At 44.8% G+C, this 25874-nt stretch carries 24 protein-coding genes; 22 read left to right on the top strand and 2 right to left on the bottom strand.

Translation table 11 applies throughout. From position 1 onward, the window contains the following. Positions 1-458: 458 nt before the first annotated feature. From ACTSEZ_RS15915 to ACTSEZ_RS15835, 17 genes are all read left to right on the top strand, one after another. On the top strand, positions 459-1220 hold the full coding sequence (locus tag ACTSEZ_RS15915) for a threonine/serine exporter family protein (RefSeq protein ID WP_369735215.1): 762 nt from the start codon (positions 459-461) through the stop codon (positions 1218-1220). Between the two features lie 14 nt (positions 1221-1234). Next, positions 1235-1681, top strand: a complete 447-nt coding sequence (locus tag ACTSEZ_RS15910; protein WP_369735378.1) for a threonine/serine exporter family protein — start codon at positions 1235-1237, stop codon at positions 1679-1681. 421 nt (positions 1682-2102) lie between these two features. Then, positions 2103-2717 carry a glycerol-3-phosphate responsive antiterminator gene (locus tag ACTSEZ_RS15905; RefSeq protein WP_369735214.1) on the top strand — a complete coding sequence of 205 codons (615 nt, stop codon included), beginning with the start codon at positions 2103-2105 and terminating at the stop codon, positions 2715-2717. Continuing rightward, a complete protein-coding gene (locus ACTSEZ_RS15900) occupies positions 2704-3816 on the top strand; it encodes an ABC transporter ATP-binding protein (protein WP_369735212.1) in 1113 nt (370 codons plus the stop codon). The genes ACTSEZ_RS15905 and ACTSEZ_RS15900 overlap by 14 nt, the downstream gene beginning before the upstream one ends. Beyond that, positions 3813-4745, top strand: a complete 933-nt coding sequence (locus ACTSEZ_RS15895; RefSeq protein ID WP_369735211.1) for a carbohydrate ABC transporter permease — start codon at positions 3813-3815, stop codon at positions 4743-4745. Before ACTSEZ_RS15900 ends, ACTSEZ_RS15895 begins: the two co-directional genes overlap by 4 nt. Then, positions 4742-5554, top strand: coding sequence for a carbohydrate ABC transporter permease (locus ACTSEZ_RS15890; protein ID WP_369735210.1), 813 nt, complete (start codon positions 4742-4744; stop codon positions 5552-5554). The genes ACTSEZ_RS15895 and ACTSEZ_RS15890 overlap by 4 nt, the downstream gene beginning before the upstream one ends. Before the next feature lie 24 nt (positions 5555-5578). Beyond that, positions 5579-6922 carry an ABC transporter substrate-binding protein gene (locus ACTSEZ_RS15885; protein WP_369735376.1) on the top strand — a complete coding sequence of 448 codons (1344 nt, stop codon included), beginning with the start codon at positions 5579-5581 and terminating at the stop codon, positions 6920-6922. An 86-nt stretch (positions 6923-7008) separates the two neighbouring features. Continuing rightward, positions 7009-7740 carry a glycerophosphodiester phosphodiesterase gene (locus ACTSEZ_RS15880; protein ID WP_369735209.1) on the top strand — a complete coding sequence of 244 codons (732 nt, stop codon included), beginning with the start codon at positions 7009-7011 and terminating at the stop codon, positions 7738-7740. A gap of 204 nt (positions 7741-7944) precedes the next feature. Continuing rightward, complete coding sequence (locus ACTSEZ_RS15875; RefSeq protein ID WP_369735208.1) at positions 7945-9444, top strand: alanine/glycine:cation symporter family protein; 1500 nt, start codon at positions 7945-7947, stop codon at positions 9442-9444. A 207-nt stretch (positions 9445-9651) separates the two neighbouring features. Continuing rightward, positions 9652-11394, top strand: coding sequence for an ABC transporter ATP-binding protein (locus ACTSEZ_RS15870; protein WP_369735207.1), 1743 nt, complete (start codon positions 9652-9654; stop codon positions 11392-11394). After that, positions 11375-13198 carry an ABC transporter ATP-binding protein gene (locus ACTSEZ_RS15865; protein WP_369735206.1) on the top strand — a complete coding sequence of 608 codons (1824 nt, stop codon included), beginning with the start codon at positions 11375-11377 and terminating at the stop codon, positions 13196-13198. Before ACTSEZ_RS15870 ends, ACTSEZ_RS15865 begins: the two co-directional genes overlap by 20 nt. A 243-nt stretch (positions 13199-13441) precedes the next feature. Beyond that, complete coding sequence (locus tag ACTSEZ_RS15860) at positions 13442-13966, top strand: type 1 glutamine amidotransferase domain-containing protein (RefSeq protein ID WP_369735205.1); 525 nt, start codon at positions 13442-13444, stop codon at positions 13964-13966. Positions 13967-14274: 308 nt separating this feature from the next. After that, the gene (locus ACTSEZ_RS15855) at positions 14275-15447 is read left to right on the top strand and encodes an ABC transporter substrate-binding protein (protein ID WP_369735373.1); all 1173 of its coding nucleotides are present in this window, start codon (positions 14275-14277) and stop codon (positions 15445-15447) included. Between the two features lie 132 nt (positions 15448-15579). Continuing rightward, positions 15580-16458: a branched-chain amino acid ABC transporter permease gene (locus ACTSEZ_RS15850; protein ID WP_369735203.1), complete on the top strand. Its 879-nt coding sequence runs from the start codon at positions 15580-15582 to the stop codon at positions 16456-16458. 2 nt (positions 16459-16460) lie between these two features. Beyond that, complete coding sequence (locus tag ACTSEZ_RS15845) at positions 16461-17435, top strand: branched-chain amino acid ABC transporter permease (RefSeq protein WP_369735202.1); 975 nt, start codon at positions 16461-16463, stop codon at positions 17433-17435. Beyond that, the gene (locus ACTSEZ_RS15840) at positions 17410-18189 is read left to right on the top strand and encodes an ABC transporter ATP-binding protein (RefSeq protein WP_369735200.1); all 780 of its coding nucleotides are present in this window, start codon (positions 17410-17412) and stop codon (positions 18187-18189) included. Before ACTSEZ_RS15845 ends, ACTSEZ_RS15840 begins: the two co-directional genes overlap by 26 nt. Continuing rightward, entirely contained in the window at positions 18189-18896 is a 708-nt protein-coding gene (locus tag ACTSEZ_RS15835; RefSeq protein WP_369735199.1) for an ABC transporter ATP-binding protein, read from the top strand. Before ACTSEZ_RS15840 ends, ACTSEZ_RS15835 begins: the two co-directional genes overlap by 1 nt. 77 nt (positions 18897-18973) lie before the next feature. On the opposite strand, the gene ACTSEZ_RS15830 is transcribed toward ACTSEZ_RS15835, so the two are convergent. Then, a complete protein-coding gene (locus tag ACTSEZ_RS15830; protein WP_369735197.1) occupies positions 18974-20179 on the bottom strand; it encodes an MFS transporter in 1206 nt (401 codons plus the stop codon). A gap of 215 nt (positions 20180-20394) precedes the next feature. Between ACTSEZ_RS15830 and ACTSEZ_RS15825 the strand changes: the two genes are divergently transcribed. From ACTSEZ_RS15825 to ACTSEZ_RS15810, 4 genes are all read left to right on the top strand, one after another. Beyond that, the gene (locus tag ACTSEZ_RS15825; protein ID WP_369735196.1) at positions 20395-20727 is read left to right on the top strand and encodes a DUF485 domain-containing protein; all 333 of its coding nucleotides are present in this window, start codon (positions 20395-20397) and stop codon (positions 20725-20727) included. 15 nt (positions 20728-20742) lie between these two features. Continuing rightward, positions 20743-22269, top strand: coding sequence for a solute symporter family protein (locus ACTSEZ_RS15820; protein WP_369735195.1), 1527 nt, complete (start codon positions 20743-20745; stop codon positions 22267-22269). Between the two features lie 209 nt (positions 22270-22478). Continuing rightward, a complete protein-coding gene (locus ACTSEZ_RS15815) occupies positions 22479-23009 on the top strand; it encodes an RNA polymerase sigma factor (protein WP_369735193.1) in 531 nt (176 codons plus the stop codon). Then, positions 22999-24033, top strand: coding sequence for a DUF4179 domain-containing protein (locus tag ACTSEZ_RS15810; RefSeq protein ID WP_369735191.1), 1035 nt, complete (start codon positions 22999-23001; stop codon positions 24031-24033). Before ACTSEZ_RS15815 ends, ACTSEZ_RS15810 begins: the two co-directional genes overlap by 11 nt. A 108-nt stretch (positions 24034-24141) precedes the next feature. On the opposite strand, the gene ACTSEZ_RS15805 is transcribed toward ACTSEZ_RS15810, so the two are convergent. Then, positions 24142-24330, bottom strand: a complete 189-nt coding sequence (locus ACTSEZ_RS15805) for a YczO family protein (RefSeq protein WP_369735190.1) — start codon at positions 24328-24330, stop codon at positions 24142-24144. 202 nt (positions 24331-24532) lie between these two features. Between ACTSEZ_RS15805 and ACTSEZ_RS15800 the strand changes: the two genes are divergently transcribed. Beyond that, entirely contained in the window at positions 24533-25786 is a 1254-nt protein-coding gene (locus ACTSEZ_RS15800) for an ATP-binding protein (protein WP_369735188.1), read from the top strand. Positions 25787-25874: the final 88 nt, after the last annotated feature.

The following is a 25874-nucleotide window of genomic DNA, read 5'->3' as shown; positions in this document are numbered from 1 at the left end:
TTTTTTAGAGGAGGTCTCTTTTGTTTGGGGAGGGATAAGAACCCTCAAGAGGCGTAAATGAAAATTTGGTGGTACTCAACAAGCGGATAAGAACCATCAAGAGGCGGAAAAACAAAGTTTGGTGGTTCCAAACAAGTGGGTAAGAACCATCAAGAGACGGAAAACAAAGCTTGGTGGCACTCAACAAGCGGATAAGAACCATCAAGAGACGGAAATGACAGTCTGGTGGCATTCAACAAGCGGATAAGAACCCTCAAAAGACGAGGAACAAAGTTTGATGGCACTCAACAAGCGGATAAGGACCCTCAAGAGATGAAAAACAAAGTTTGGTGGTACTAAACAAGAAGCTGAGGCCCCGCCCTCCCGCATATTTTCATGCAAAAATTGATAATCCCCAAAAACTCAGCTAAACTGAAACCTAACATCAAAACTAAAAGCCTATTGGAGAGAACGGATAGATGGAGACGCAGCAAAATTATTCTTATGAAATTATGGAGGTTTGCCTTTTGGCGGGGAAGATTATGCTGATCAGCGGCGCGGAAACGTACCGGGTGGAGGATACGATGATGAGGATCGCAGCCTCATACGGTGTAAGGAATTCACACAGCTATGTAACGCCGACAGGCATTATTTTCTCCATTGAAACGGAAGAGCCGACGAAGACGAAGCTGATACGGATTATGGAACGGACGACGGATTTGGATAAGGTGACGAAGGTAAATGCCATTTCCAGGAGAATCAGCAGCGGTGAGCTTAATGTGGATCAGGCCTATGATCTTTTAAAAGAGATTGAAGAGGCGAGTTCCACTTATTCTCTTGGGCTGCAGGTGCTTGCAGCAGCAATAGCGAGCGGCTGTTTTTTAATTATGTTCCAGGGGCAGTGGTCTGATTTTCTGCCTGCGGTTTTTGCGGGCGGACTGGGATTTATTTCGGTAATTTATTTTCACCGCCTTGTGCCGATTAAATTTTTCTCTGAATTTCTGGCATCCTTTGTGATTGGGTTGTTTGCCTATTTGTTTGTGAAAACAGGGTTTGGCTCAGAGATGGATAAGGTGATTATCGGCTCAGTCATGCCGCTTGTTCCTGGACTGCTTATTACAAATGCCGTCAGGGATCTGATGGCCGGGCATTTGATTTCAGGACTTTCAAAGGGAGCGGAAGCGTTCTTGACGGCATTTGCGATTGGGTCTGGAATTGCGGTTGTATTTTTACTATTTTAAAGGAGCAATGAATGATGTGGGTAATTGGACAGCTGCTGACAGCGTTTATATCAACTGCTGCATTCGGCATTATTTTTCAGGCGCCAAAACCGTCTCTGGTCAAATGCGGACTCGTCGGGATGTCCGGGTGGTTTATTTATATTTCAGTCGTCGGGCTCGGATATGACGCAGTGCCTGCGACTGTCATCGCTGCTGTGTTTGTGGCGGTTGCAAGCCAGGTGTTTGCGAAGATCTACAAGACGCCAATCATTATTTTCAGCGTTGCCGGAATCATACCGTTAGTGCCTGGGGGAATGGCCTATGATGCCATGCGCAATTTTGTGGAAAATGACTACAATACGGCGATTACGCTTGCAGCAAAAGCCTTTATGATTTCCGGTTCCATCGCGATCGGTCTTGTCTTTTCTGAAGTGATTAATCAGGTGATCAGAAAATCCCAGCTTCGGACAAAAGTGAAATAACGTTAACCTTCCGTATTTTGTGCGGAAGGTTTTTTTACTAGGTGAGCCAAAAAGAAAAAGTCTGTATGATCTTACTAAGTTATCCTCGGCAAGCGGAAGCGCCTAGATCCTCTGTCAGAACAAATCCGTCAAAAAAGTCACATCCGGACTTTTCCGCTGGATTCTTATCTGCCTGTCGGATCTGAACAAGGCGCTTTCTCTTTTGTGTTTACAATCTTCTAACAATCCCTTCACACAAATCCACATCACCTTCACACTCACTTTACGTTCGGCAGGTAAGATTGTAGTTGTGAAGGACAAGTGAATAAACTCTGGTTGAGAATATGAGAAACCATAAAAAAACATAGGTGTTTTTAGAGAACCCGCGTTTTTTTATGGTTTTTGTTTTGCCTATAGATGAAAAAAGGGAGCTGAAAAAGCATTGGATACGCATCAGGAATTTATCAGCCGGCTGCATGAAGACAGGCTAATTGCAGCTATTAAAGATCCCAAAAGCTTTGACCGCTTCCTTGAGACGGATATTCAGTCTGCTTTTCTGCTGATGGGGAACATCAGTGTCATTAAGCGGTATGTGGATCTTCTGAAAAAGAACGATCGTCATGTCTTTTTGCACCTTGAAAAGATTCCCGGGATCAGCTATGACCGGGAAGGGCTGAGGTTCATTGCCAAGTTTGTCAGGCCGACAGGGATTGTGACGACGAAAAGTTCTCTGATTCAGCTGGCTAAGAACGAGGGACTGCTGACCATTCAGAGGCTCTTCCTGATTGATTCAGACGCACTGGCAAACGGACTGAAAGCAGTGAATGAAATTGAGCCGCATGCACTTGAGATTATGCCGGGACTGATCCCTGAAATGATCAGAAAAGTAAAGCATGAAACAGATGTCCCCATCATTACGGGCGGCCTGATCCAGAATGCGGGGCATATTGAAGAGGCGCTTGAAAGCGGAGCTCTTGCGGCCTCAACAGGCAGAGCATGGCTTTGGAAGAAATATGCGCAGAAGGAAAGGAGCATGACGGCAGATGAAAAAAGTTGAACTGAAAAACGTTTCGAAATCTTATGATTCTAAAACGGATGTCATAAAAGAAATCAGCGCAGTGATTGAACCGGGTGAATTCTTTGTCCTAGTCGGTCCCTCGGGCTGCGGCAAAAGCACGATGCTCAGAATGATTGCAGGGCTTGAAGAGGTGACAGGCGGAGAGCTTGTCATCGGCGGGAAAACGGCGAACGCTCTTCCGCCGAGCAAGCGGGACTTGTCGATGGTCTTCCAGAATTATGCGTTGTATCCCCATCTTACGGTTGAAGAAAACATTACCTTCGGTTTGCATACGAAAAAAATAAAAAAGGCGGGGCAAAAGCAGCGCTGTCATGAGGCTGCCGAGATGCTCGGGTTATCTGACCTGCTTAAGCGCAAGCCAAGACAGCTGTCAGGAGGGCAGAGGCAGCGGGTTGCTCTTGCAAGAGCGATTGTTACGCATGCGCCTATTTGTCTGATGGATGAGCCTCTTTCCAATCTTGATGCCAAGCTGAGAGCGAAAATGCGGTCAGAGATCCGCCAGATTCAGCGCAAACTCGGTATTACGATGATTTATGTCACGCATGACCAGACAGAAGCGATGACGATGGCAGATAAGATGATGATTTTAAACAACGGAGAAATTCAGCAGATCGGCAGGCCGCTTGAGATCTACAACAATCCTGCAAATGAGTTTGTAGCATCGTTTATCGGTGCGCCGCCTATGAATCTCGCGCCGGCAGATATTACGGGCAATGCCATCATGATTGAAAATCAGCATACCATTCCGGTTTCAGGCAGTCTTCCTGCTTTCGAACGGAAATTGACTGCCGGAATCAGGCCGGAGCATATTCAGCTGGCTTCAGGCAAGGCGACCTTTTCTGCCGAGGTGGCAAATGTCGAAATTCTCGGCACGGAAACTCTTATTTCCTTTTTTATTGGCGGAAACAAGCAGTGGCTTGCGAAATGGAATGGCCAGTGGGACGTGAAAGTCGGGGATAAGCTTCCGTTTTATGTGGCTGAGCAAGATGTGTTTCTTTTTGACAGACAATCCGGTGAATGCCTCCTTTCACATCCGAGGGAGTCTGGCCGCTTGCTTGGACAGGAGGCCTTCATATGAACGTGAATGAAGCTCCTGCTGCTTTAGCACGCGGGGAAGTCAGGCAGGAAAAAAGGGTTCAGCTGCGTTCATTTGGAGAGGGCATGCTTTATCTGCTTCCTTCTATTGTGCTGTTTTCGGTGTTCTTGTTTTATCCCATGTTCCGAACGATATATTTAAGCTTCTTTTTGACAGATGGACAAGGAGTGCCGATAAGCTTTACCGGCCTTGAGAATTATACGTATCTCCTGCAGTCTCCTGATTTTCAGAACAGCATGAAAGCAACGCTTCTGTTTGTGGTGTATACCGTGCCTGCAGGGGTCGTCCTTTCCCTTTTTCTGGCGCTGATTGCCAATGAAAAGCTCAGGGGCATCGGCTTTTTCAGAACACTTTTCTCCTCGACAATGGGAATGAGTGTGGCCGCGTCGTCTGTTATTTGGATGTTTATGTACAATCCGGCGATCGGTGTGATCAACAAAGTTGTCGGAACTCTTGGTTTTACAGAGGTTCAGTGGCTGCTTGATCCTAAATACGCCCTGCTTGCCGTCTCGGTATCTACCATTTGGATGAATGCGGGTTTCTCTTTTCTCATTCTTTTGGGAGGCCTTCAGAATATCGATGAGCAGCTTTACGAGAGTGCGAGAATATCAGGAGCGGGCTATTTCTATCAGCTCAGAAAAATCACGATTCCGATGTTGTCTCCTACACTCTTTTTCGTCATTACGGTTTCGTTCATTAATGCTTTCCAGACATTTGGACAAATCGATATATTGACGAAGGGCGGACCGATGGAATCAACAAACGTGATTGTGTATTCCATCTACAAGGATGCCTTTATTAATTACAACATCGGATCTGCAAGTGCCCAGGCAGTTATTCTCTTCCTCGGCATACTTGCTATGACCATTCTTCAGTTTAAGATCGGTGAAAGGAAGGTGCATTACAGATGAGTGCAGCTAAGAAATTCCTCATGTATGTTCTGCTGATTCTGGCAGCCCTTCTGATGATGTTTCCGATCATTTATGCCTTTTTAATCAGTTTCATGCAGGGCGGGGAAGTGCTCCAGGGCAAGCTGCTGCCGGAGAAAGTGACGCTTGATAATTATACGGCAGCTTTTGAAAAGGTACCGCTTCTTCAATTCCTTTGGAACAGCTTCTTTGTTTCGGTCATTGTGATGATCGGCCAGCTTGCTGTTTCGAGCCTTGCCGCCTTTGCCTTTGTGTTTATTCCCTTTAAAGGGAGAAATCTGCTGTTTATGGTCTTCATCTCCACGATGATGATTCCTTGGGAAGCTACGATGGTGCCGAACTTCTTAACCGTTCAGAAGCTTGGATGGATCAATGAGTACTCGAGTCTGACGATTCCGTTTTTTGCGCTGGCTTTCGGTACGTTTCTCCTTCGGCAGCAATTTAAAACCATTCCTCTTGAGCTTTATGAAGCATCCCAGGTTGCAGGCATCAGCCGGTTCCTTTTTTTCTGGAGGGTCGTTCTGCCTGTTTCTAAAACGAGCTTGATCACACTTGGGATCTACAGTTTTTTAACAACGTGGAACATGTATCTGTGGCCGCTGCTTGTGACAAACAATGAAAAAGTCAGAACCGTCCAAATCGGGCTGAAGCAGATGCAGTCGCAGGAAATCTCGTCTCAATGGGGGGTGGTGATGGCAGCAGCCGTAGTCGTGATTCTGCCGACGTTATTGTTATTGTTTGTCGGACAAAAGCATTTCCAGAAAGGCTTAACACAAGGTGCAATCAAATAAAAGGAGCGAAGTAAATTGAAGAAACTGGCAGTTATTTTATCCTCTATTCTATTAATCATCCTTGGTGCATGTTCAAACTCAGCAGGAACAAGCGGCGAAGACAAAGCATCTGCTGAAAATGCAGGCGGCAAAACGGAAGTGATTTTCTGGCATGCCATGAGCGGAGAGCTTGAAACTGTTTTGAACGATTTAGCCGCAGATTTCAATGAATCACAGGACGAGGTAGAAGTAAAACCTGTGTTTCAGGGAACGTATGAAGAAGCACTGACAAAATTCAACACGGTTGCGGGCACAGAAGAGGCGCCTTCCATCATGCAGACATTTGAAGTTGGAACAAAATACATGATCGACAGCGGAAAAATCCAGCCTGTCCAAAAGTTTATCGATGAAGAGAACTTTGATACATCTCAATGGGAAAAAAATATCTCGAACTATTACACGGTTGACGGCACACAGTATTCAATGCCGTTTAACTCCTCAACACCTGTTCTTGTTTACAACAAAGATGCCTTTAAAAAAGCGGGCCTTGATCCTGAAAAAGCTCCGATGACGTACGATGAGCTGAAAGCTGCTGCTGAAAAACTGACGGTGAAAGAAGGTTCAAATACGTCTCAATACGGATTCTCAATTTTGAATTACGGATGGTTTTTTGAAGAATTGCTTGCTGTACAGGGCGGCGAATACGTAGACAATGAGAATGGGAGAGGCGGAGACGCTGCGAAAGCAACGTTTAATGACGAAAAAGGCCTAAACGTATTTAATTTGATCAATGACATGTACAAAGACGGAACGTTCTACAATGCCGGACAAAACTGGGACGATATGAGAGCGGCATTCCAGTCAGGGAAGATGGCGATGTTCCTGGATTCTTCTGCAGGCATTAAAGCACTTGTTGATAATGCACCGTTTGAAGTAGGAGTTTCTTATCTGCCTGTACCTGATGAAGCAGAACGCCAGGGCGTTATCATCGGCGGTGCTTCACTTTGGATGTCTAAAGACATAAGCGAAGAAAAGCAAAAGGGCGCTTGGGAGTTTATGAAGTATCTTTCAACACCTGAAGTGCAGGCGAAATGGCACGTGGAAACAGGATACTTTGCTATTAACCCTGCAGCCTATGAAGAGGAAATCGTAAAAGAGCAGTGGGAAAAATACCCGCAGCTGAAAGTAACCGTTGACCAGCTTCATGACACAAAAGCAAATACAGCAACACAGGGAGCGCTGATTTCTGTTTTCCCTGAATCAAGACAAAAAGTGGTTTCCGGAATGGAAAGCCTGTATCAGGGCATGGATCCTCAAAAGGCGCTGGACCAGGCAGCGGCTGAGATCGACCGTGCGCTTGAAACGGCAGGTAAAAAGCAAGGGAAATAAGGGAGGGAACTGATGATTGCATGCAGAATCATCAGTTCTTCTTTTCCGTTTTATTATAGAGACCGCAGAAGGGAGCAGAAAGGTACATGGAGATTTTTGCACACAGAGGCTGCAGCGGAGAACATCCCGAAAACACGATGGCGGCATTTCGGGCTGCCTGTGAAGCAGGGGCAGACGGTATAGAGCTGGATGTTCAGCTCACCAAGGACGGCGAAGCGGTTGTGATTCATGATGAAAGAATTGACAGAACGACAAATGGCATCGGATTTGTCAGAGACTTCAGGTATAAACAGCTGAAGCTGTTTGATGCCGGGAGCTGGTTTAACAGACGCTTTTCCAGAGAGACGATTCCTGCCCTTCGGGATGTTTTGGACTATATTAAATCTAAAAGGCCGGATATGAAAGTAAACATTGAGCTGAAAAACGATGTGTTTCCGTATGAAGGGCTTGAGGAGAACGTGCTCCAATGCATCGAAAGATCGGGCATGAAGAAATCGGTGATCCTTTCTTCTTTTCAATTCAGCAGCATGGGAAAAGTCCGTGATCTGACCACGAGCGCTGAAACGGCACTCCTTTTTCAGGGGATTCCGTCCAACATGATGGATGAAGCAAAGAAAGTCCGTGCGAACGCGCTCCATTGTGAGAGCGCATATGCAGCATCTCCGGCAGGCAAGCGTGCAGCAGAAGCAGGCTACTTGCTGAGGGTCTATACGGTTAATCAGACAGATCAACTGGAGATATTTAAAAAAGCCGGTGTTTCAGCCATTATAACGGATTATCCCGATCTTTTTCTTGGAAACAAAAGTGTGCCTTTATAGGCGCACTTTTTTTGGTATTAATGTTAGGTTTTTTTACATTGTATGTAAGGAAAAAGAGGCTGTTGCAGCAGGTTTGTTGCCGTTTACATAGTATTCACGCACCACTCATGGCACATATTCTATCAAAATAGTGATTGTACAGTCCTGGTTTATCCCTTATAATCTAAAAAGAAAGAAAATTCTGTATTAAGGGGAGGGTTTTAATTGGAAGAACTTGTTGTAAAAATTAATGGGGTGTTGTGGAGCGATCCTGTTATTTACACGATTTTGGCAATTGGCTTGCTTTTTTCAATCTTAACGCGTTTTTTGCAAGTCCGTCATATTAAAGACATGGTCATGCTCATGTTTCAGGGGAAAAGTTCAGAAGCTGGTGTTTCATCCTTTCAGGCTCTATCAATCGCGTTATCCGGCCGTGTAGGAACCGGTAACATCGCGGGTGTTGCAACAGCAATCGGATTCGGTGGCCCCGGTGCAGTGTTCTGGATGTGGACAATCGCTTTTATCGGGGCCTCAAGTGCTTTCATTGAATCCACTCTTGCGCAAATCTATAAAGTGAATCAGGATGGACAGTACCGCGGGGGTCCGGCTTATTATATTGAAAAAGGAACAGGCTGGAAGTGGTACGGCATTACGTTTGCTGTAGCAGCCCTGCTTGCTATGAGTCTCTTAATGCCGGGAGTTCAGTCTAACTCTATTGCTCTGGGGCTTGAAAATGCGTTTGGTCTGAGCCCTGTTTATACGGGTGTAGGTCTTGTAGCGGTTTTAGCACTTATTATTTTCGGCGGAGTTAAAAGAATTGCAAATGTTGCTCAATTTGTCGTTCCTTTTATGGCTTTAGGCTACATTCTTGTATCCCTTATTATTATTGCTGCGAACATCTCGGAAGTTCCAGCTGTTTTGTCGCTGATCTTCAGAAGTGCATTTGCTTTTGACTCGGCATTTGGGGGCATTGTGGGCATGGCTATCGCATGGGGGGTAAAGCGCGGGATTTATTCGAATGAAGCCGGACAGGGGACAGGTGCACATCCTGCCGCTGCTGCGGAAGTATCTCATCCTGCCAAGCAGGGATTAGTACAGGCATTCTCTGTTTATATTGATACGCTTTTTGTATGTTCTGCAACCGCCTTTATGATTCTTTTTACCGGAATGTACAATACAGTCGATCCAGACGGCAATTATATCGTTAATGAAATGGGTGCCGATGTTGAGCCTGGACCTGTCTTTACACAGGCAGCGGTTGAAACAGTTATTCCGATTCCAGGTTTCGGTGCAGGGTTTGTCGCAATTTCACTGCTGTTTTTTGCATTCACGACTATAATGGCTTACTACTATATTGCAGAAACGAATATTGCTTATCTGACCCGCGGGAAAAGCAATAAGATACCGATGTTCCTCTTAAAAGCCGTTTTACTTGGAGCAACGTTCTATGGATCTGTTAAAACGGCAACTCTTGCATGGGGACTCGGTGATGTGGGGCTTGGAATCATGGTCTGGCTGAACCTTATCGCCATTCTCATTCTGGCAAAGCCTGCCCTTCTTGCCTTAAAGGATTACGAAGAACAGAAGAAGAAGGGGCTTGATCCTGTCTTTGACCCGGTTAAGCTCGGAATTAAAAACGCAGATTTCTGGGAGAATGAATATAAGCACGAGGACTCCCCGAATCCATCTGTCTTAAATAAAAAAGATCAAACTTTAAATTCTTGATGATTGGGACCTCTTGTAAAAGCGAGAGGTCCTTTTTATATCCCTCGGTGTTACAATCATTCACAAATGAATAGGGCGGGTTTAAAATAAATACAATCTTTCTATCATCTAAATATTCAAAATGTTGGGATTTAGGAGTATGATTAACTAAATAGATTTCGAGATATTAGATAAGCTAAATGTTTTGCACCGCAGGGAGGCAACTGTATGTCAAACGTCATTTCTTTACTTAAGCCATACCGCATGGCTGTTGGTGTGGCCTTAACCCTTATGCTGATTGAGCTTGGGGTGGAGCTGCTGCACCCTTTTCTGATGGCTAAAATTATTGATGAAGGCATTTTGAAAAATGATTTATCTGTTGTGATTTTTTGGGGAAGCATTATGGCAGGCATTTCACTTGCGGCGTTCGCAGCAGGTGTAACCAATTCCTTTTATGCAGCCCACGTCAGTCAAAGCTTTGGATTTGATATTAGGAAACAGCTTTTTGAGAAGGTTCAGTCCTTTTCATTCGCAAATTTCAGCCTGTTTCCGGCATCTTCTCTCATTACCAGGATGACAAATGATGTGACACAGCTGCAGAACACTATTTTCATGAGTCTGCGGATCATGCTCAGGGCGCCGCTGCTGATCATCGGAGGCACTATTATGGCTCTGATTGTTAATTTCAGGCTTGCTCTCATTCTTCTTATCTCTATACCGCTGCTTGTAATCTTTTTGCTTTGGATGATGAAAAAGGGCGGCGGGCTTTTTAAAGCGGTGCAGGAGCGCCTAGACTCAGTCAATGGTGTCATGCAGGAAAATCTGACAGGCATGAGAATCATTAAGGCATTTTTGAGACGAAATCATGAAATGACCCGTTTCTCACAATCAAATCAGGAGTTAAGGGAAGACACGGTTTCAGCTCTCAGACTGATGGAGATTGTGATGCCGATTCTTCTTTTCGTCATGAATATCAGCATCCTTTCTATTCTCTGGTTCGGCAGCGTCCGTGTCGGGGCGGGGGATGCAAAAGTAGGAGAAGTAGTGGCTATCGTCAATTATGCTCTGCGGATTTCATCTGTTCTTTCGATTTTCTCCTTTATTATTATGGCGTTTTCGCGTGCGAAAGCATCTGCAGGGCGGATAGGGGAAGTGCTTGAGACAGAAGCCGATTTAACGGATACGGCCGGTTCCTCAGAGAAACACCTGATTCATAAAGGGGAGATTGAGTTTCAGAATGTCTCTTTTTCATATCCCGGATCGGATGCGAATGTACTGAGAAATTTATCTTTTCACGTTTCCCCGGGACAAACAGTCGCGCTTATGGGAGCGACCGGTTCCGGAAAATCGTCCATCTTCACACTAATTCCAAGACTTTATGACGTATCATCCGGGTCAATCACGATTGACGGAGTAAACCTTCAGGATATGAAGCTGAAAAGCCTGAGAGGCAAAATCGGCTTTGTTCCCCAGGAGTCGCTGCTGTTTACAGGCTCGATCAGAGAAAATATTGCCTGGGGGAGGGAACATGCGTCACTTGATGAAATAAAGGAAGCGGCGATGCATGCTCAAATTCATGAAACGGTAGAAAAGCTGCCGAATGGATATGACACACGTGTCGGCCAAAAGGGAGTAAACCTTTCAGGCGGACAGAAACAAAGGCTGTCCATTGCAAGGGCCCTGGTCCGGAAACCGAAAATTCTTCTGCTTGATGACAGTACGAGTGCGCTTGACCTGAAGACTGAAGCAAAGCTTTTGAAGGCTTTGAAAACCTATGAATGCACAACCTTCCTGATCACCCAGAAAATCAGCACCGCCATGGAAGCAGAAAAGATTCTTCTGCTTGATGAAGGTGAAATTCTTGCACAGGGTTCGCATGATGATCTGATGGAGACATCATCCCTTTACAGAAAAATCTTTGCTTCGCAGTTTGGAGAGGAGGTCGTGCAGCATGTTCAAAGAGCTAAGTAAGCCATTTTCATACCCGAAGATTAAACCGGAAAACGTTCCCCCGAAAAAGAAGCAGGAAAAACCGAAAAACTGGTTTGGAACGATTACGCGGGTATGGTCCTATCTGTCTTTGAAAAAAGGGCTCCTCATACTGGTTCTGCTCATGGTTGTTTTGAGTTCTTTTCTTGGCCTTCTGGGTCCATATCTGATTGGAATGGTTATCGATGATTACATTGTCACAAAGGAAAGCGGCGGGTTCGTTCAGCTCCTGATTGCCCTCGCGTTCATCTATCTCATTCAATCCGCAGCGCTGCTTTTGCAGAACGTATGGATGATCGGGATTGCGCAGCATACGGTCTTTACTATGAGAACCCAGCTTTTCAGGCATTTCCACAGCCTGCCGATTTCATATTTTGACAAACGGCAGCACGGGGAGCTGATGAGCCGGGTGACAAATGACATTGAAAATGTGAGTTCTACTTTAAACAGCTCAGTCATTCAGATTTTCTCAAGCATCCTGACGCTTGCTGGAACGATAGGCGTCATGCTTTGGCTGAGTCCGCTCCTGACCCTGATTACGTTTGCGATCATACCGATTATGTTCTTTGGAATGAGGTGGATCACAAATCGAACCGGAAAGCTGTTTAAAGAGCAGCAGCGCAATCTTGGTGACCTGAACGGGTTTATTGAGGAAACCATTTCAGGGCAGCGGATTGTGAAGACCTTTTCTCAAGAGGAGCGGGTGATTGCTGAATTTCTTGAAAAGGGGAAACGCCTGAAAGGAGCCGGATTTTGGGCTCAGACGATTTCGGGATTCATTCCGAAGCTGATGAATATGCTGAATAACCTGAGCTTCGCTGCCGTTGCTTTAGTTGGCGGCATTCTTGCTTTAAACGGTGCAGTGACCATTGGTGTTATTGTTATTTTCACCGAATACTCCAGACAGTTCACCCGTCCGCTGAACGAGCTTGCCAATCAGTTCAACACCATTCTGTCGGCCGTTGCCGGAGCGGAACGTGTATTTGAGATATTGGATGAAGAGGAAGAAGTCCTCGATGAAAAAGAGGCGGTTGACCTTCAGGATGTAAAAGGCGAGGTCGTTTTTTCGGATGTTTCCTTTGCTTATGAAGATGACCAGCAGACAATTGAACATGTGAGCTTTCGCGCTTCTCCCGGGGAAACGACGGCAATTGTCGGGCCGACCGGAGCAGGGAAAACCACAATGATCAATCTTCTGTCCAGGTTTTATGATCCGGATTCAGGCGTTATTCTGATTGATGGCACACCGAGCATTAAAATCAGGCGGAGCAGCCTTAGAGAGCATATGGCCTTTGTTCTTCAGGATCCGTTTCTTTTCAAAGGCACAATTATGGAAAACATCCGCTACGGACGCCTCGATGCGTCGGATGAAGAAGTCATGAACGCCGCAAAAGAAGCAAATGCCCATTCGTTCATCATGAAGATGAAAGATGGATACCGGACTGTTCTCACACAGGAAGGAAGCGGCATCAGCCAGGGACAAAAACAGCTGCTTTCTATTGCAAGAGCAATACTTTCAAGCCCGGTGATGCTAGTGCTTGATGAAGCAACAAGCAGCATTGATACAATCACTGAACTGAAAATCCAGGAAGCGCTGCAGCGCCTGATGAAGGGGAGAACGAGCTTCGTCATTGCCCACAGGCTGAATACGATTCAGAAGGCTGATCAGATCTTAGTACTCGAAAACGGAGCTCTGATTGAAAGAGGCAGCCATGAGTCTCTATTAAAGCAAAAAGGATTTTATTACGGGCTGTATCACAGCCAGCTGAAAGAGGAAACAGGCTGAGCATGGGGCAGCCTGTTTTTTCATTGTAAAGGAAAGTATAGAAGTAATAGGCTGTGGATAACATAACAAATTTATCATCGGCAAGCGGAAGCGCCTAAATCCTCTGTCAGAACAAATCCGTCAAAAAAGGCGGGACCCGGACTTTTCCGCCGGATTCTTATCTGCCTATCGGAGCGGGCCATGGCGCTTGCGCTTTTGTTCTTCGTCAAAAGGACATGCTATACTGATGGTGGAGGTGGTTTGATGCGTTTAGCAAATAAAAAAGTCATTGCTCTTGTCAGTGCCGAGTTTGAGGATCTGGAACTGTGGTACCCTGTTCTTCGCCTTCAGGAAGAAGGGGCAGAAGTTCATCTTGTCGGTGAAAAAGCAAACGAAACGTACATTGGAAAATATGGAGTTCCTGCTACATCGGAGTTTGCTTTTGGAGACATCAGGTCTGATGATTATGATGCGATCTTAGTTCCGGGAGGCTGGGCGCCTGATAAGCTTAGAAGGTATCCTGAGGTGCTTCAGATGGTGAAGGACATGCACGAAAAAGAAAAACCGATCGGCCAGATTTGCCATGCAGGATGGGTGCTGATTTCCGCTAAAATTCTCGAAGGCAGAAATGTCACTAGTACGCCTGGAATCAAAGATGATATGGAAAACGCAGGCGCCATCTGGCATGATGAAGCAGTTGTTGTGGACGGCCACATTGTTTCAAGCAGAAGACCGCCGGATCTTCCGCCATACGTAAAAGCTTTTGCTGACGTATTGGCTGAAAAATAAGAAGGATAGGAGGCAAATTGCTTCCTATCTTTTTTTTCTCTTCTTTGCAATAAGTTCTGTTTTTTACTGCAGCTTATTATCTTGTTATTGGAATAAAAGGATTAGCATATTGTTGGAATGTCAATAATTAAAAAGAATAGGATACTATAGACGAAAGGAAAAGAATAGGATACTATATTTTCAGAATATTAATTATTATTAGAATAATATAGTGTCAACTTTGTCAGGGGGTGATGGGACTAGAGACTTGGGGAGCGAAGGGTGTTGTGAAGTGGATTGAAAACAGAATCGGAAAATGGGGGATACAAATGAAGAAAAGACGACTTGCTGCAGTGTTTATGTCACTTATGCTTTCTGCTGGAGTGCTGGCAGGATGCGGGGCCAAGAGTACCGGTTCAACGGGCGGGGACACAATCAAAATTGGCGCAAACCTCGAATTGTCAGGGGGAGTAGCGTCCTACGGACAATCGATTTCTGAAGGTCTCGAACTTGCACTGGAAGAAATAAACAAAGAAGGCATTGACGGAAAGAAGATTGAGCTTATCGAATTTGATAACAAATCAGACGCAGCAGAAGCAACAAGCGGGGCTATTAAACTCGTAAGTAAAGATAAAGTAGCGGCAATTATTGGTGCTGCAACAAGCACAAATACACTTGCCCAGGTGCAAATCGCCGAAAAAAATAAAGTGCCTTTAATTACACCGACTGGAACGAATCCAACGATAACGAATACAGACGGCAAAGTAAATGATTTTGTATTCCGTACTTGTTTCATCGATCCATTTCAGGGAACAGTAGCAGCAAACTTTGCAACGGGAGATCTGTCAGTTAAAAATGCGGCTGTCCTTATAGACAGTTCAAGTGACTATGCGAAGGGCCTTGCCAAGTCTTTCAAAGAATCCTTTGAGAAAAATGGAGGTGAAATTGTCTCTGAGGAAGCGTATGTAGCGAAAGATACTGATTTCCGCGCAACTCTGACAAGAATTAAATCAGCAAATCCTGAATTTATTTTCCTGCCTGGTTATTACGAAGAAGTAGGACTCATAGTGAAACAGGCACGCGAGATTGGACTGGATGTTCCTTTCATGGGAGGAGACGGATGGGACTCTCCTAAACTTATTGAAATTGCCGGTGGAGAAGCTTTAGAAAATACGTTTATTACAAATCACTACTCTTCAGGCGATCCTGATAAGAAGATTCAGGATTTTGTAAAAGCTTTCAAAGCGAAATACAAAGATAAATCACCTGATGCCTTTAATGCGCTTGGCTATGACACGGGTTATTTCCTTGCTGATGCCATTAAACGTGCAGGAGGAGCTGACCCTGAGAAGCTTCAAAAAGCACTTGAAGAAACGAAGGATCTTGCTTTGGTGTCCGGAAATCTGACACTCGATGAGCTGCATGATCCGGTTAAATCCGCTGCTATTCTTGAATATAAAGGCGGAGAGCAGACGTTTAAAACGAACGTAGATCCAGAGTGATTTCAAAAGGAACAGGGGGCAATCCCCCCTGTTCTGCATTTGTTATCCTAATTGAAGGAGGCATGACTGACTGGTTTATGCTTCTAATAGACTGCCATACAAAATAATAGACTTTCAGAGGAGAAAGAAACGATGGAAATTTTTCAGCAGATAGTCAATGGAATATCTCTGGGCAGTATATATGCTTTAATAGCACTTGGCTACACGATGGTGTACGGAATTGTGAAATTGATCAATTTTGCCCATGGGGATGTCTTTATGATAGGAGCCTTTGTAGGGTTTTATTCCATTACTATATTGGAACTTGGTTTTTTTCCTGCATTAATTATATCTATGGCCGTATGTGCATTAATTGGAGTGTTAATTGAAAGAATTGCTTATAAACCTTTGAGAAATGCGACCAGAATTGCGGCGCTTATCACGGCCATCGGAGTTTCCCTCCTCATTGAGTACGGGGTTATCTATGTGAGAGGTGCACAGCCGGAAGCGTATCCGGGAACTGTTCTTCCTGCTGAAAGCATTTCTATTTTTGGGGCGACGATCAGCAGTCAGTCATTATTCATTCTGGGCATCTCTGTAGGGCTTATGATCCTGCTTCAATTCATTGTTCATAAAACAAAGATCGGCAAAGCAATGCGTGCTGTTTCACATGATGCAGATGCCGCACGGCTCATGGGAATCAACGTAGACAATACGATTTCTGCTACTTTTGCAATCGGTTCGGCTTTAGCCGGAGCCGCCGGAGTCATATTTGGAACCTACTATATAAAAATTGAACCGCTTATGGGAATTATTCCAGGATTAAAGGCCTTTGTTGCGGCCGTTTTGGGAGGCATCGGCATCATTCCGGGTGCGATGATCGGCGGACTGCTGCTTGGTGTCATTGAATCACTTGTCAGTGCTATGGGTTATTCATTATGGCGCGACGGCGTGGCCTTTATTGTTCTCATTCTTATACTCATCTTCCGTCCATCAGGGCTGTTCGGCAAAAATGTAAGGGAGAAGGTGTGAGGATGGGTGTATTAAAACAATCAAAAGGTTTCTGGTCAGCAATGGGAGCTGCACTTGCTATATATGTAGTTGGACAGGTTTTAATTTCCGGAGGATTTTTGGATATCTATCTTGTAAACGCCTTGTACTTCATAGCAATTAACATTATTTTGGCAGCGAGTCTGCACTTAATTATTGGCATAACAGGTCAATTTTCAATTGGACATGCAGGTTTCTTAGCCGTAGGAGCATACGCGTCAGCGATTATGACAATGAAGTTTGAACTTCCTTTTTCAGCAGCGCTGATTGCTGGCGGACTCGCTGCAGCAGCTGCTGGATTACTTATTGGTATTCCGACCCTGCGTCTAAAGGGAGACTACCTGGCTATTGCTACACTTGGTTTTGGGGAAATTGTCCGGATTACCTTCTTGAACATTGATTATGTCGGCGGAGCAAGCGGCATGCAGGTTACAAACCTGACCACCTGGCCATGGGTATTCGGGTGCTTGGTTATTACAATCCTCTCTATTGTGAATTTTACAAATTCCACACACGGCAGAGCTTGTATTTCCATTCGTGAAAACGAGATAGCAGCGGATGCCATGGGCATTAATACAACCTACTATAAAGTAGCGGCATTTGTCATCGGATCATTTTTTGCCGGAATTGCCGGCGGACTGTATGCGCATAATTTTTATATCATTCAGCCTACAAACTTCGGCTTTTTAAAGTCGTTTGATATTCTGATTTTCGTTGTTCTTGGAGGATTGGGCAGTTTATCCGGAGCTGTGCTTGCTGCCATTCTGCTTACAATCGTTTCTACTTTCCTTCAGGAATACCCTGAGACCAGGATGATCATCTACAGCCTTGTTCTTATTGTAATGATGATTTATCGTCCGCAGGGCCTGATGGGAACAAAGGAATTAACATCATTCTTTAAAAACCGCAACGGCATCAAGGGAGGTACAGGACATGACAGTAAAAACACCGTTGCTTAATGTGAAGAACTTGGGCATGAAATTCGGAGGGCTTAAAGCTCTGTCAGGGGTGGACATTAAACTGAAAAAAGGAGAGCTTGCCGGGTTAATCGGTCCGAACGGGGCCGGAAAAACTACTTTCTTTAATCTGCTGACCGGTGTTTATGTCCCTACAGAAGGAACCCTCATGCTTGAAGGTCAGAAACTCAATGGTCTAGTGCCCTATAAAATTACAAAGAAAGGGATCAGCAGGACCTTTCAGAATATCCGCCTGTTCAATGATTTATCGGTTTTGGACAATGTCAAGGTAGCCTATCATTCCCATGCCCAGCATTCAATCGCAAGCTCCATTCTCAGGTTGCCGTCCCATTTTAAAGGTGAACGGGAAATGGAGGATAAAGCCGTCGAATTCTTGAAGATATTCAGGCTTGAGAAGTTCATGCATGAAAAAGCCAAAAACCTTCCATACGGGCAGCAGCGCAGGCTTGAAATTGCACGGGCGCTTGCAGCAAGTCCAAAGCTCCTCCTTCTGGATGAACCTGCCGCAGGCATGAATCCGCAGGAAACAGAAGAATTAATGAATTTGATTGCCTTTATAAGAGAGAAATTTGATTTAACGGTATTGTTGATTGAACACGATATGCCGCTGGTAATGGGGGTTTGTGAACAGATCTATGTTCTTGACCACGGCCAGCTGATTGCACAGGGAAAACCTGAGGAGATAAGAAACAATCCAAAAGTCATCGAAGCGTATCTTGGAGAGGAGGTTTCCTGATGCTTAAACTGAATGATATCAATGTTTTTTACGGAAACATTCAGGCGATTAAGGGTGTATCGATTGAGATTAAAGAGGGGGAGATTGTCACTCTCATTGGTGCTAACGGGGCTGGAAAAAGCACTCTTTTAAAAACCATATCCGGCCTTCTGAAGCCAAAGCAGGGAGAGGTCATTTTTCAGGGGAAATCAATTGGGGGAAAGGCTGCTCAGCTGATTGTCAAGGAAGGTCTTTCTCATGTTCCTGAGGGACGGCGCGTTTTCTCAAATATGACGGTAGAGGAAAACCTGGAGCTTGGGGCATATCTTAGAAAAGATAAAGAGGAAATCAAAAAGGATTTTGAAAAGGTATATGAACTTTTTCCAAGACTGCTTGAAAGGAAAAAGCAGCAGGCAGGCACTCTTTCAGGGGGGGAACAGCAAATGCTTGCAATGGGGAGGGCGCTGATGGCCCGCCCAAAGCTTCTTCTGCTTGATGAGCCGTCAATGGGACTTGCTCCATTACTGGTTAAGACCATATTCAGAATCATTGAAGAAATTAATAAAACAGGCACCACAATCTTATTGGTGGAGCAGAACGCCAATATGGCATTATCCATAGCTCATCGTGTGTATGTGATTGAAACAGGCAAAGTGGTCCTGTCGGGAACAGCCGATGAATTGCAGTCAAGTGAACAGCTGAAGCTCGCTTACCTGGGAGGCCATTAATTATCTCAATAAAAACCTCTGCATGCCGCGCAGGAGTCTGATTTTTTCAAGACTGTCTGCGGGCATACAGAGGTTTTTTAAGTAAGTATTTTTGCTTTCGTTTCTTTTCCAAGCACTAAAACAGCAAGGACGCCAATCATAATGGAGGCGCAGAAAATAGTGAAGATGGATGTAATAGATGCTTCGGCAGCTACTAAGTAGCCGACAAGAAGCGGTCCGAGGATGCCGCCGATCCTTCCAAACGATGCCGCCATTCCAGCACCGGTTCCTCTTACAGCAGTCGGATACTGCTCTGGAGTGTAGGCATAAAGGGCACCCCATGCCCCCAGATTGAAGAATGAAAGAAAAATGCCCGACGTAAGCAGGAGCGCAAGTGATTCAGCTGTTCCAAAGAAGTACGCGCTTGCGGCCGTTCCCGTAAGATACGTGGTCAGTACAAATTTACGTCCGAATTTTTCAATAAACCAGGCAGCCGTAAAATAGCCCGGAAGCTGTGCAAGTGTCATAATCAGCACATACTGAAAGCTCTTGATCAGGCTGAATCCCTTCAGCACCATGACGCTTGGAAGCCAAAGGAACATGCCGTAATAAGAGAAGACGACACAGAACCATAAGATCCAAAGCATGGTCGTCTGACGGACATATTGTTTCGACCAGACTGTCTTCATATTTTCAAGCACAGAAGGCCGCTGTTCTTTCTTTATGGCAAGGAATTGCGGAGAATCAGGAAGCTTCAGCCGCAGGTAAAGCGCGTAAAACGCAGGCAGAGCACTTAACAAAAGCGCCGTTTGCCAGCCGTACGATGGTATAACAAAGTAAGAAATAAGGGCAGCAATCAGCCAGCCTGCAGCCCAGAAGCTTTCAAGCAGGACGACAATTCTTCCTCTTTTTTCAGGTGCAACACTTTCCGACACAAGCGTAGATGCCACAGGAAGTTCTCCGCCAAGCCCCATGCCGACAAAAAACCGCAGGATCAAAAAGGCAGTAAGAGTCGTTGTGAAGGCAGACAAACCGCTGCCGATTGAGAAAAGAAGCAAAGTAATAATAAAAACCTGTTTCCGGCCGATTTTATCTGAGAGCAATCCGAAAACGAGGGCACCTGCGGCCATTCCGATTGAATTCATGCTCCCGATCCAGGCCATTTCCTTTACACTGAGTCCCCAGTCAGACTGAAGAGCCGCAATAATAAACGACAGCATGCCGACATCCATTGCATCAAACAGCCACCCGAGTCCGGCGATGCCGAGCAATTTCTTGGTCGGAAGGGATTGGTTCTTCTCCATAATATCCTCCTGTAAAAAAACGTAATTCAGTAATCCTTTATATTTTAGTCTACCTGGCCAAGATTATCTATCTTTGTATGATTCGAAAGATGCTAATTATAAAAGTTTAGATTTCAGAATTTACATACTTTTCAGGTAACTATATAATGAGAGTGTGAAAATATGGAAAGAAAGGAAGGTTAATGGTCAGATTGTAACCTGAGGAGGAATGTAGCGTGAACGATGGAAAAAAACAAGTTAAAGCGGCCCCGTCTGCAGTCGATTACACAAAAATTGTTCAGTCCGAATCTTTTCAGAAGCTGCTTCAAGCCAAACGGAGTTTTATTCTGCCGATGACCTTATTCTTTTTGGCGTTTTATTTTACACTGCCGGTCCTTACTGCGTATTCCGATGTTTTAAATCAGCCGGCAGCAGGACCAGTCAGCTGGGCATGGGTATTTGCATTTGCGCAGTTTATCATGACATGGGCTCTTTGTATGATGTACTCCAGCAAAGCAAGGAAATTTGATGAAATCGTAGAAAAAATCAAATCGGAGTCAACTAGGTAAGGAGGAAACCGAACCATGAACATGCTGGCATTCTCCCTCTTTTTAGGGATCGTCATTATGACCTTATTCATTACTTATTTTGCCTCAAAGCGTACGAAAACAACCAGTGATTTTTATACAGCGGACAGCAGTCTCACCGGGTTTCAGAATGGACTTGCTATAGCAGGAGACTACATGTCTGCAGCATCTTTTTTAGGAATCGCGGGAATGATAGCGCTTTCTGGTTTTGACGGCTTTTTTTACAGTATTGGTTTTCTTGTGGCATATCTTGTCGTGTTGTACATAATTGCTGAGCCGCTCCGCAATTTGGGCAAGTATACGATGGCGGATATGATCGCAGCAAGGTTTAACAACAGCAAGGTCCGCGGTGTGGCAGCCCTTAACACCATTTCCATATCGATTTTTTATATGATTGCGCAGCTGGTGGGTGCAGGCGGCCTCATTCATCTCCTGCTTGGCATCGATTATGTATACTCTGTACTGATCGTAGGAACGCTGATGACGATTTACGTAGTATTCGGCGGGATGACTGCAACGAGCTGGGTTCAGATTGTTAAAGCCGTTCTGCTGATGATTGGGACGTTTATTATATCTGTTATTGTATTTGCAAAATTTGATTTCAGCATTGCGAAAATGTTTTCTGAGATGCAGACAGCTACTCCGCTTGGAGAGAGCTTCCTGAATCCGGGGAACAAATTCACAAATCCGCTTGATACAATTTCCCTGAATCTGGCGCTTGTCCTCGGTACGGCAGGACTGCCGCATATCCTGATTCGCTTTTTCACGGTAAAGGATGCGATTACGGCGCGGAAATCAGTTGTGTATGCGACCTGGATTATCGGCGCGTTTTATGTGATGACGGTCTTTCTTGGTTTTGGCGCTGCGGCGTTTGTCGGCTATGACAATATTGTCGCTGCAAATGCGGCAGGTAACATGGCGGCACCGCTTCTCGCTGAAGCGATCGGCGGCGACTTCCTGTTTGCATTCGTATCAGCTGTTGCCTTTGCGACGATTCTTGCAGTAGTGGCCGGGCTTGTGCTCTCAGCTGCTTCCGCTTTTGCCCATGATTTTTACAGTCATATTCTCCGCCGCGGGGAGGCAACAGAGAAAGAGCAGGTCGTGGCAGCAAGATGGGCTTCAATCGGAGTGGCTGTTCTATCCATTCTTTTGGCTCTCTTTGCTCAAAACATGAATGTCGCTTTCCTCGTTGCGCTTGCCTTTGCGGTTGCTGCGAGTGCGAACCTTCCAATTTTAGTTCTTACGATTTTCTGGAAGAGATTTAACACGTCTGGTGCCGTAACAGGCATGCTGACAGGCTTGATCAGCTCTTTACTGCTCGTTGCCATCAGTCCCAACGTATGGTCGCCTGAAGGCGCTGCAATTTTAACGGGAGAGCCATTGTTCAGTCTCTCAAATCCCGGCATTGTGTCCATACCGCTTGGATTCTTAGGGGCATACATTGGAACCATTGTGTCGAGTAAAAAAGAAGATGCAAAGAAATTTGATGAAATTCTTGTAAAGGCGAATACGGGAATGAAATAATACAGAATAATGAACAGGCGGCAGCCCTTCAATTATGGAGGGGCTGCCGCCTTTTTTTGGTATTCTACCATAGAACTGTTTCACGGATCTGTAAAATTGTGAAGGCAAGTTCATGTATAGTTAACCGGTAACTTATTTCATGCAACCATTTGAGGTGCTTTCCTATCTAATCTATTGAAAAACAAAATAACCGTCAGGGGGGTGGCTGAATGGAGTCACTGAAAGCTTTAGTGAAAAAGGCGAAAAAGGGAGATGGCGAGGCCTTTGTTCTGCTTGTCAGGCAATACGAAGATGTCTTGTACAGAACAGCCAGAAGATTATTAACAAACGATGAAGATGCGGCGGATGCTATGCAGGATGCGATTCTCTCAGCATATGAAAAAATACATACGTTAAAAAACGATGAATACTTCAATACCTGGATCTGCAAAATCCTGATCAATACGTGCAACAGCCAGCTGAAAAAGAATAAAGCCGTTCCGGTTTTTCATGATCATCTGCTTCCCGCAGAAAAAAATAACGGCTACGTAAAGCTGGAATTAGAAGATGCACTGAACAGTTTAAACGAAGTCTACAGGATGGCACTTATTTTATATTACATTGTCGGATTAAATGTGAAAGAAATCAGTGAATTTTTAAAAGAGCCGGAAGGGACGATTAAATCAAGACTGTCCAGGGCGAAATCAATCTTGAGAACGACTTATTATAAAACCGAAGGAGAGATGGTTTATGAAAGATAATTTCGAGAATGAGTTAAACCGGGTGATGAATAAAGAAAAAGAGATACCTGTTAAAGTGAGACAGTCTTTAGAGCAGTCCTACGATTTGATCCGGGTTAAATCAAAGAAGAAAAAGGTCCGCTATATTTGGAAACAGGCTGCTGCAGCAGCATGCGCACTGCTTATTACGGGAGCTGTCCTTTCCAATGAACATGTAATGGCCGGTGTGAACGAGTTCTTTGCCTTTGGAGACAAAGGGATTGAGGAAGCTGTCAATAAAGGTATTGTACAGGAACATACGAGTGCAGCAGCCGATCAGAACATTACGATCGTTCTGGCCGGACAATTCTCGGACAAAAATAAAGCAGGAATGAGCTTTCAGCTGACTTTTGAAGATCCTTCGATTCTGGATCGTGCAAAAGAAGTAACGATGGATTACCGGGTGAAAAACGGAGATGGCGAGTATATTGCAGAATTTATTCCGGATACAAAGGTTTTGAAAGGAACCGGGAGTCAGCTATCCATTTCTGATTCTCAAAACCCCTTGCTGGATAAAAAAACGGGGCATATTCAGTACGATGTCATCCTTGAATCCCATAAAGGGCAGATGCCAGCCTTAAAAGGAGCTGTTGTAGAAGTAGAAAGCGTCAATGTCTTCTACGGAACAGATGAAATGAAGAAAATTGACGGCAAGTGGGAACTTGCGGCGGCAAACAGCGATAAGATGAGTGCTGATTCAGTTGTCCAATATGAAGTGGAGGGCAAGTCATCTGCGATTCATGTGTCTAAAGCCGAGGCAAACCCAACCTCATTAAATCTGATCTTTTCTCTGGAAGGGGAACATGAGGATGAAAACCTGTTTGCGCACCGCACGAAATTGATCGATGAGGACGGAAATGAATACATGGCGGACGGCTTCAGCATGAACAGGCAAAACAACAAAACGGTTATCTCTGCAAACTATCCCATCACTTCTTATAACCAGTCAGGCAAGCTTAAACTGATTGTCGGGGAGATTGGAGAAGCAGACCTGAAAAGAAAATAGACAGGAAAAATTCCGGATCATCTTTCTTTCAGCAAGATGGTTCCGGAATTTTTTTTGTGTTCACATTTGTAACAAGTGAGATTCCACTGAAGCGGCTCTCCGCCTGAGTCACTCTTCACTTGAAGATCGATTTTTCGTTTTATGCTTATTCTTCTCATCTTCTGCATTGAGTTTCAGTTCCTCAAGCGGAACGGGATCTGTGTTCAAATCATTTTTCTGCTCAAGAATGGTCTTTCCGTCCCGTCCGGGAATTTGTTCGGGGTTGTCCTGTTTCAGCTTTTCTTTGCGTTCAGTCAAGATCATCACCTCCATAACGTAAAAATACCTGTTACAGAGGGGAATGAAACCTTAATTAAACGTTTGTTTAACCGTTTTATCCAGCAAATTCAAGAAGTTCAGCCCAAAATAAAAAAAGAAATGCGCCTGTGAAAAAGGAAAGGAGTTTTGCGGTTTTTGTCGAATAACACAATACTACATAAAAATAATTGGGGAAATTACGATGCTTGCAGAGAAACTTACGCTCCACATTTTGATTGTGCTGGTTCCTGTCCTTATTTATTCTGTCTTTTTTGAAAACAGGCGTATGGTCAATTCTCCTTATTTTTCAGGAATTCTATACGGGGCAGCGTCTTTTTTGTGCATGATTTTTGCTTACTATGAATATGGCCTTTATTGGGATTTGCGCTATGTTCCCATGGTGCTTGCCCTGCTGTACGGAGGACCTGCTGCCGGCCTGATCGTGTTCGGATTTATTCTTGCTGCAAGAACATACCTTGGTGGAGATGCTCTTTTGTATGGTTATTTGAGCGCAAGTCTTGCTTTAATCATTCCCTTCCTGTTTTCAAAGCGCTTCAGAAAATATAAGCCAAAAAAGCGGGTGCAATTGTCCATCATTATTGGTTTCTGGCCAACCATGATCCAGCTTTCCATTCTGCTTGCATACTTGGTCGCAAGCGGCATGGCAGCCGGAAATAAGCTTTTCTTTTATGTTTTTATCTTCAGCATCCTCCAGGTGATGGCGATTGGTGTATCCTCTAAGGTGCTTGAAGCAGGGATTGAACGCAAGATGATGAAACATGAAATCATCCGTACGGAAAAATTAACGACGATAGGCGAACTGGCTGCATCAATCGCACATGAAGTCAGAAACCCGCTGACAGTTGTTAAAGGATTTCTGCAGCTGATGGGTAAAAATCATAAAAACGATGAACAGTACATGTCCCTGATCATGAGTGAACTTGGAAGGGCAGAAAGTATTCTTACTGACTACCTGAATTTCGCTAAACCTAAGCTTAAGCAGATCGAGGAATTTCAGCTTTCAGATCTGATTATGGAAGTGATTCAGCTGCTGCACCCCCTGTCTGTGAAGCACGGAGTCCGGCTTTCTTATCAGCTGAAGCCGGGGCTTTATATTGAAACAGACCGAAGCCAGCTGAAGCAGGCGTTTGTTAATCTGCTCAAAAATGCAATTGAAGCCACACCGGCAGGCGGAAGCGTCAGGGCTCAGCTGTATTCAAAAAAGATGAACGCCATTACAGTGATAACGGATACAGGAAAAGGAATGAACGCTGAGCAGCTTTCTAAAATCGGGACCGTTTTTTATTCCACAAAAGATGAAGGGACCGGACTTGGCACCACGGTGTCAATCCGGATCATTGAAACGATGAAAGGCAGAGTGGCTTATAAGAGTGAGGTCGGACTGGGCACTGAGGTAACAATGACTCTGCCGCTGAAAAAGTTGAAAAACAAATAGAGCCCCGTATGCTGGCATGCGGGGTAAAAACAGGCAAAAAGATATTTAAAAATTCTGAAAAAAATCTGTATAATAGAGCTTGTACATA

It is taken from the genome of Metabacillus mesotrionivorans (genome assembly GCF_052171315.1).
In the GTDB taxonomy this organism is placed as follows: domain Bacteria; phylum Bacillota; class Bacilli; order Bacillales; family Bacillaceae; genus Bacillus_P.
Note: the sequence above shows the minus strand (reverse complement) of the source record. Positions and strands in the feature narration are given on the sequence as shown.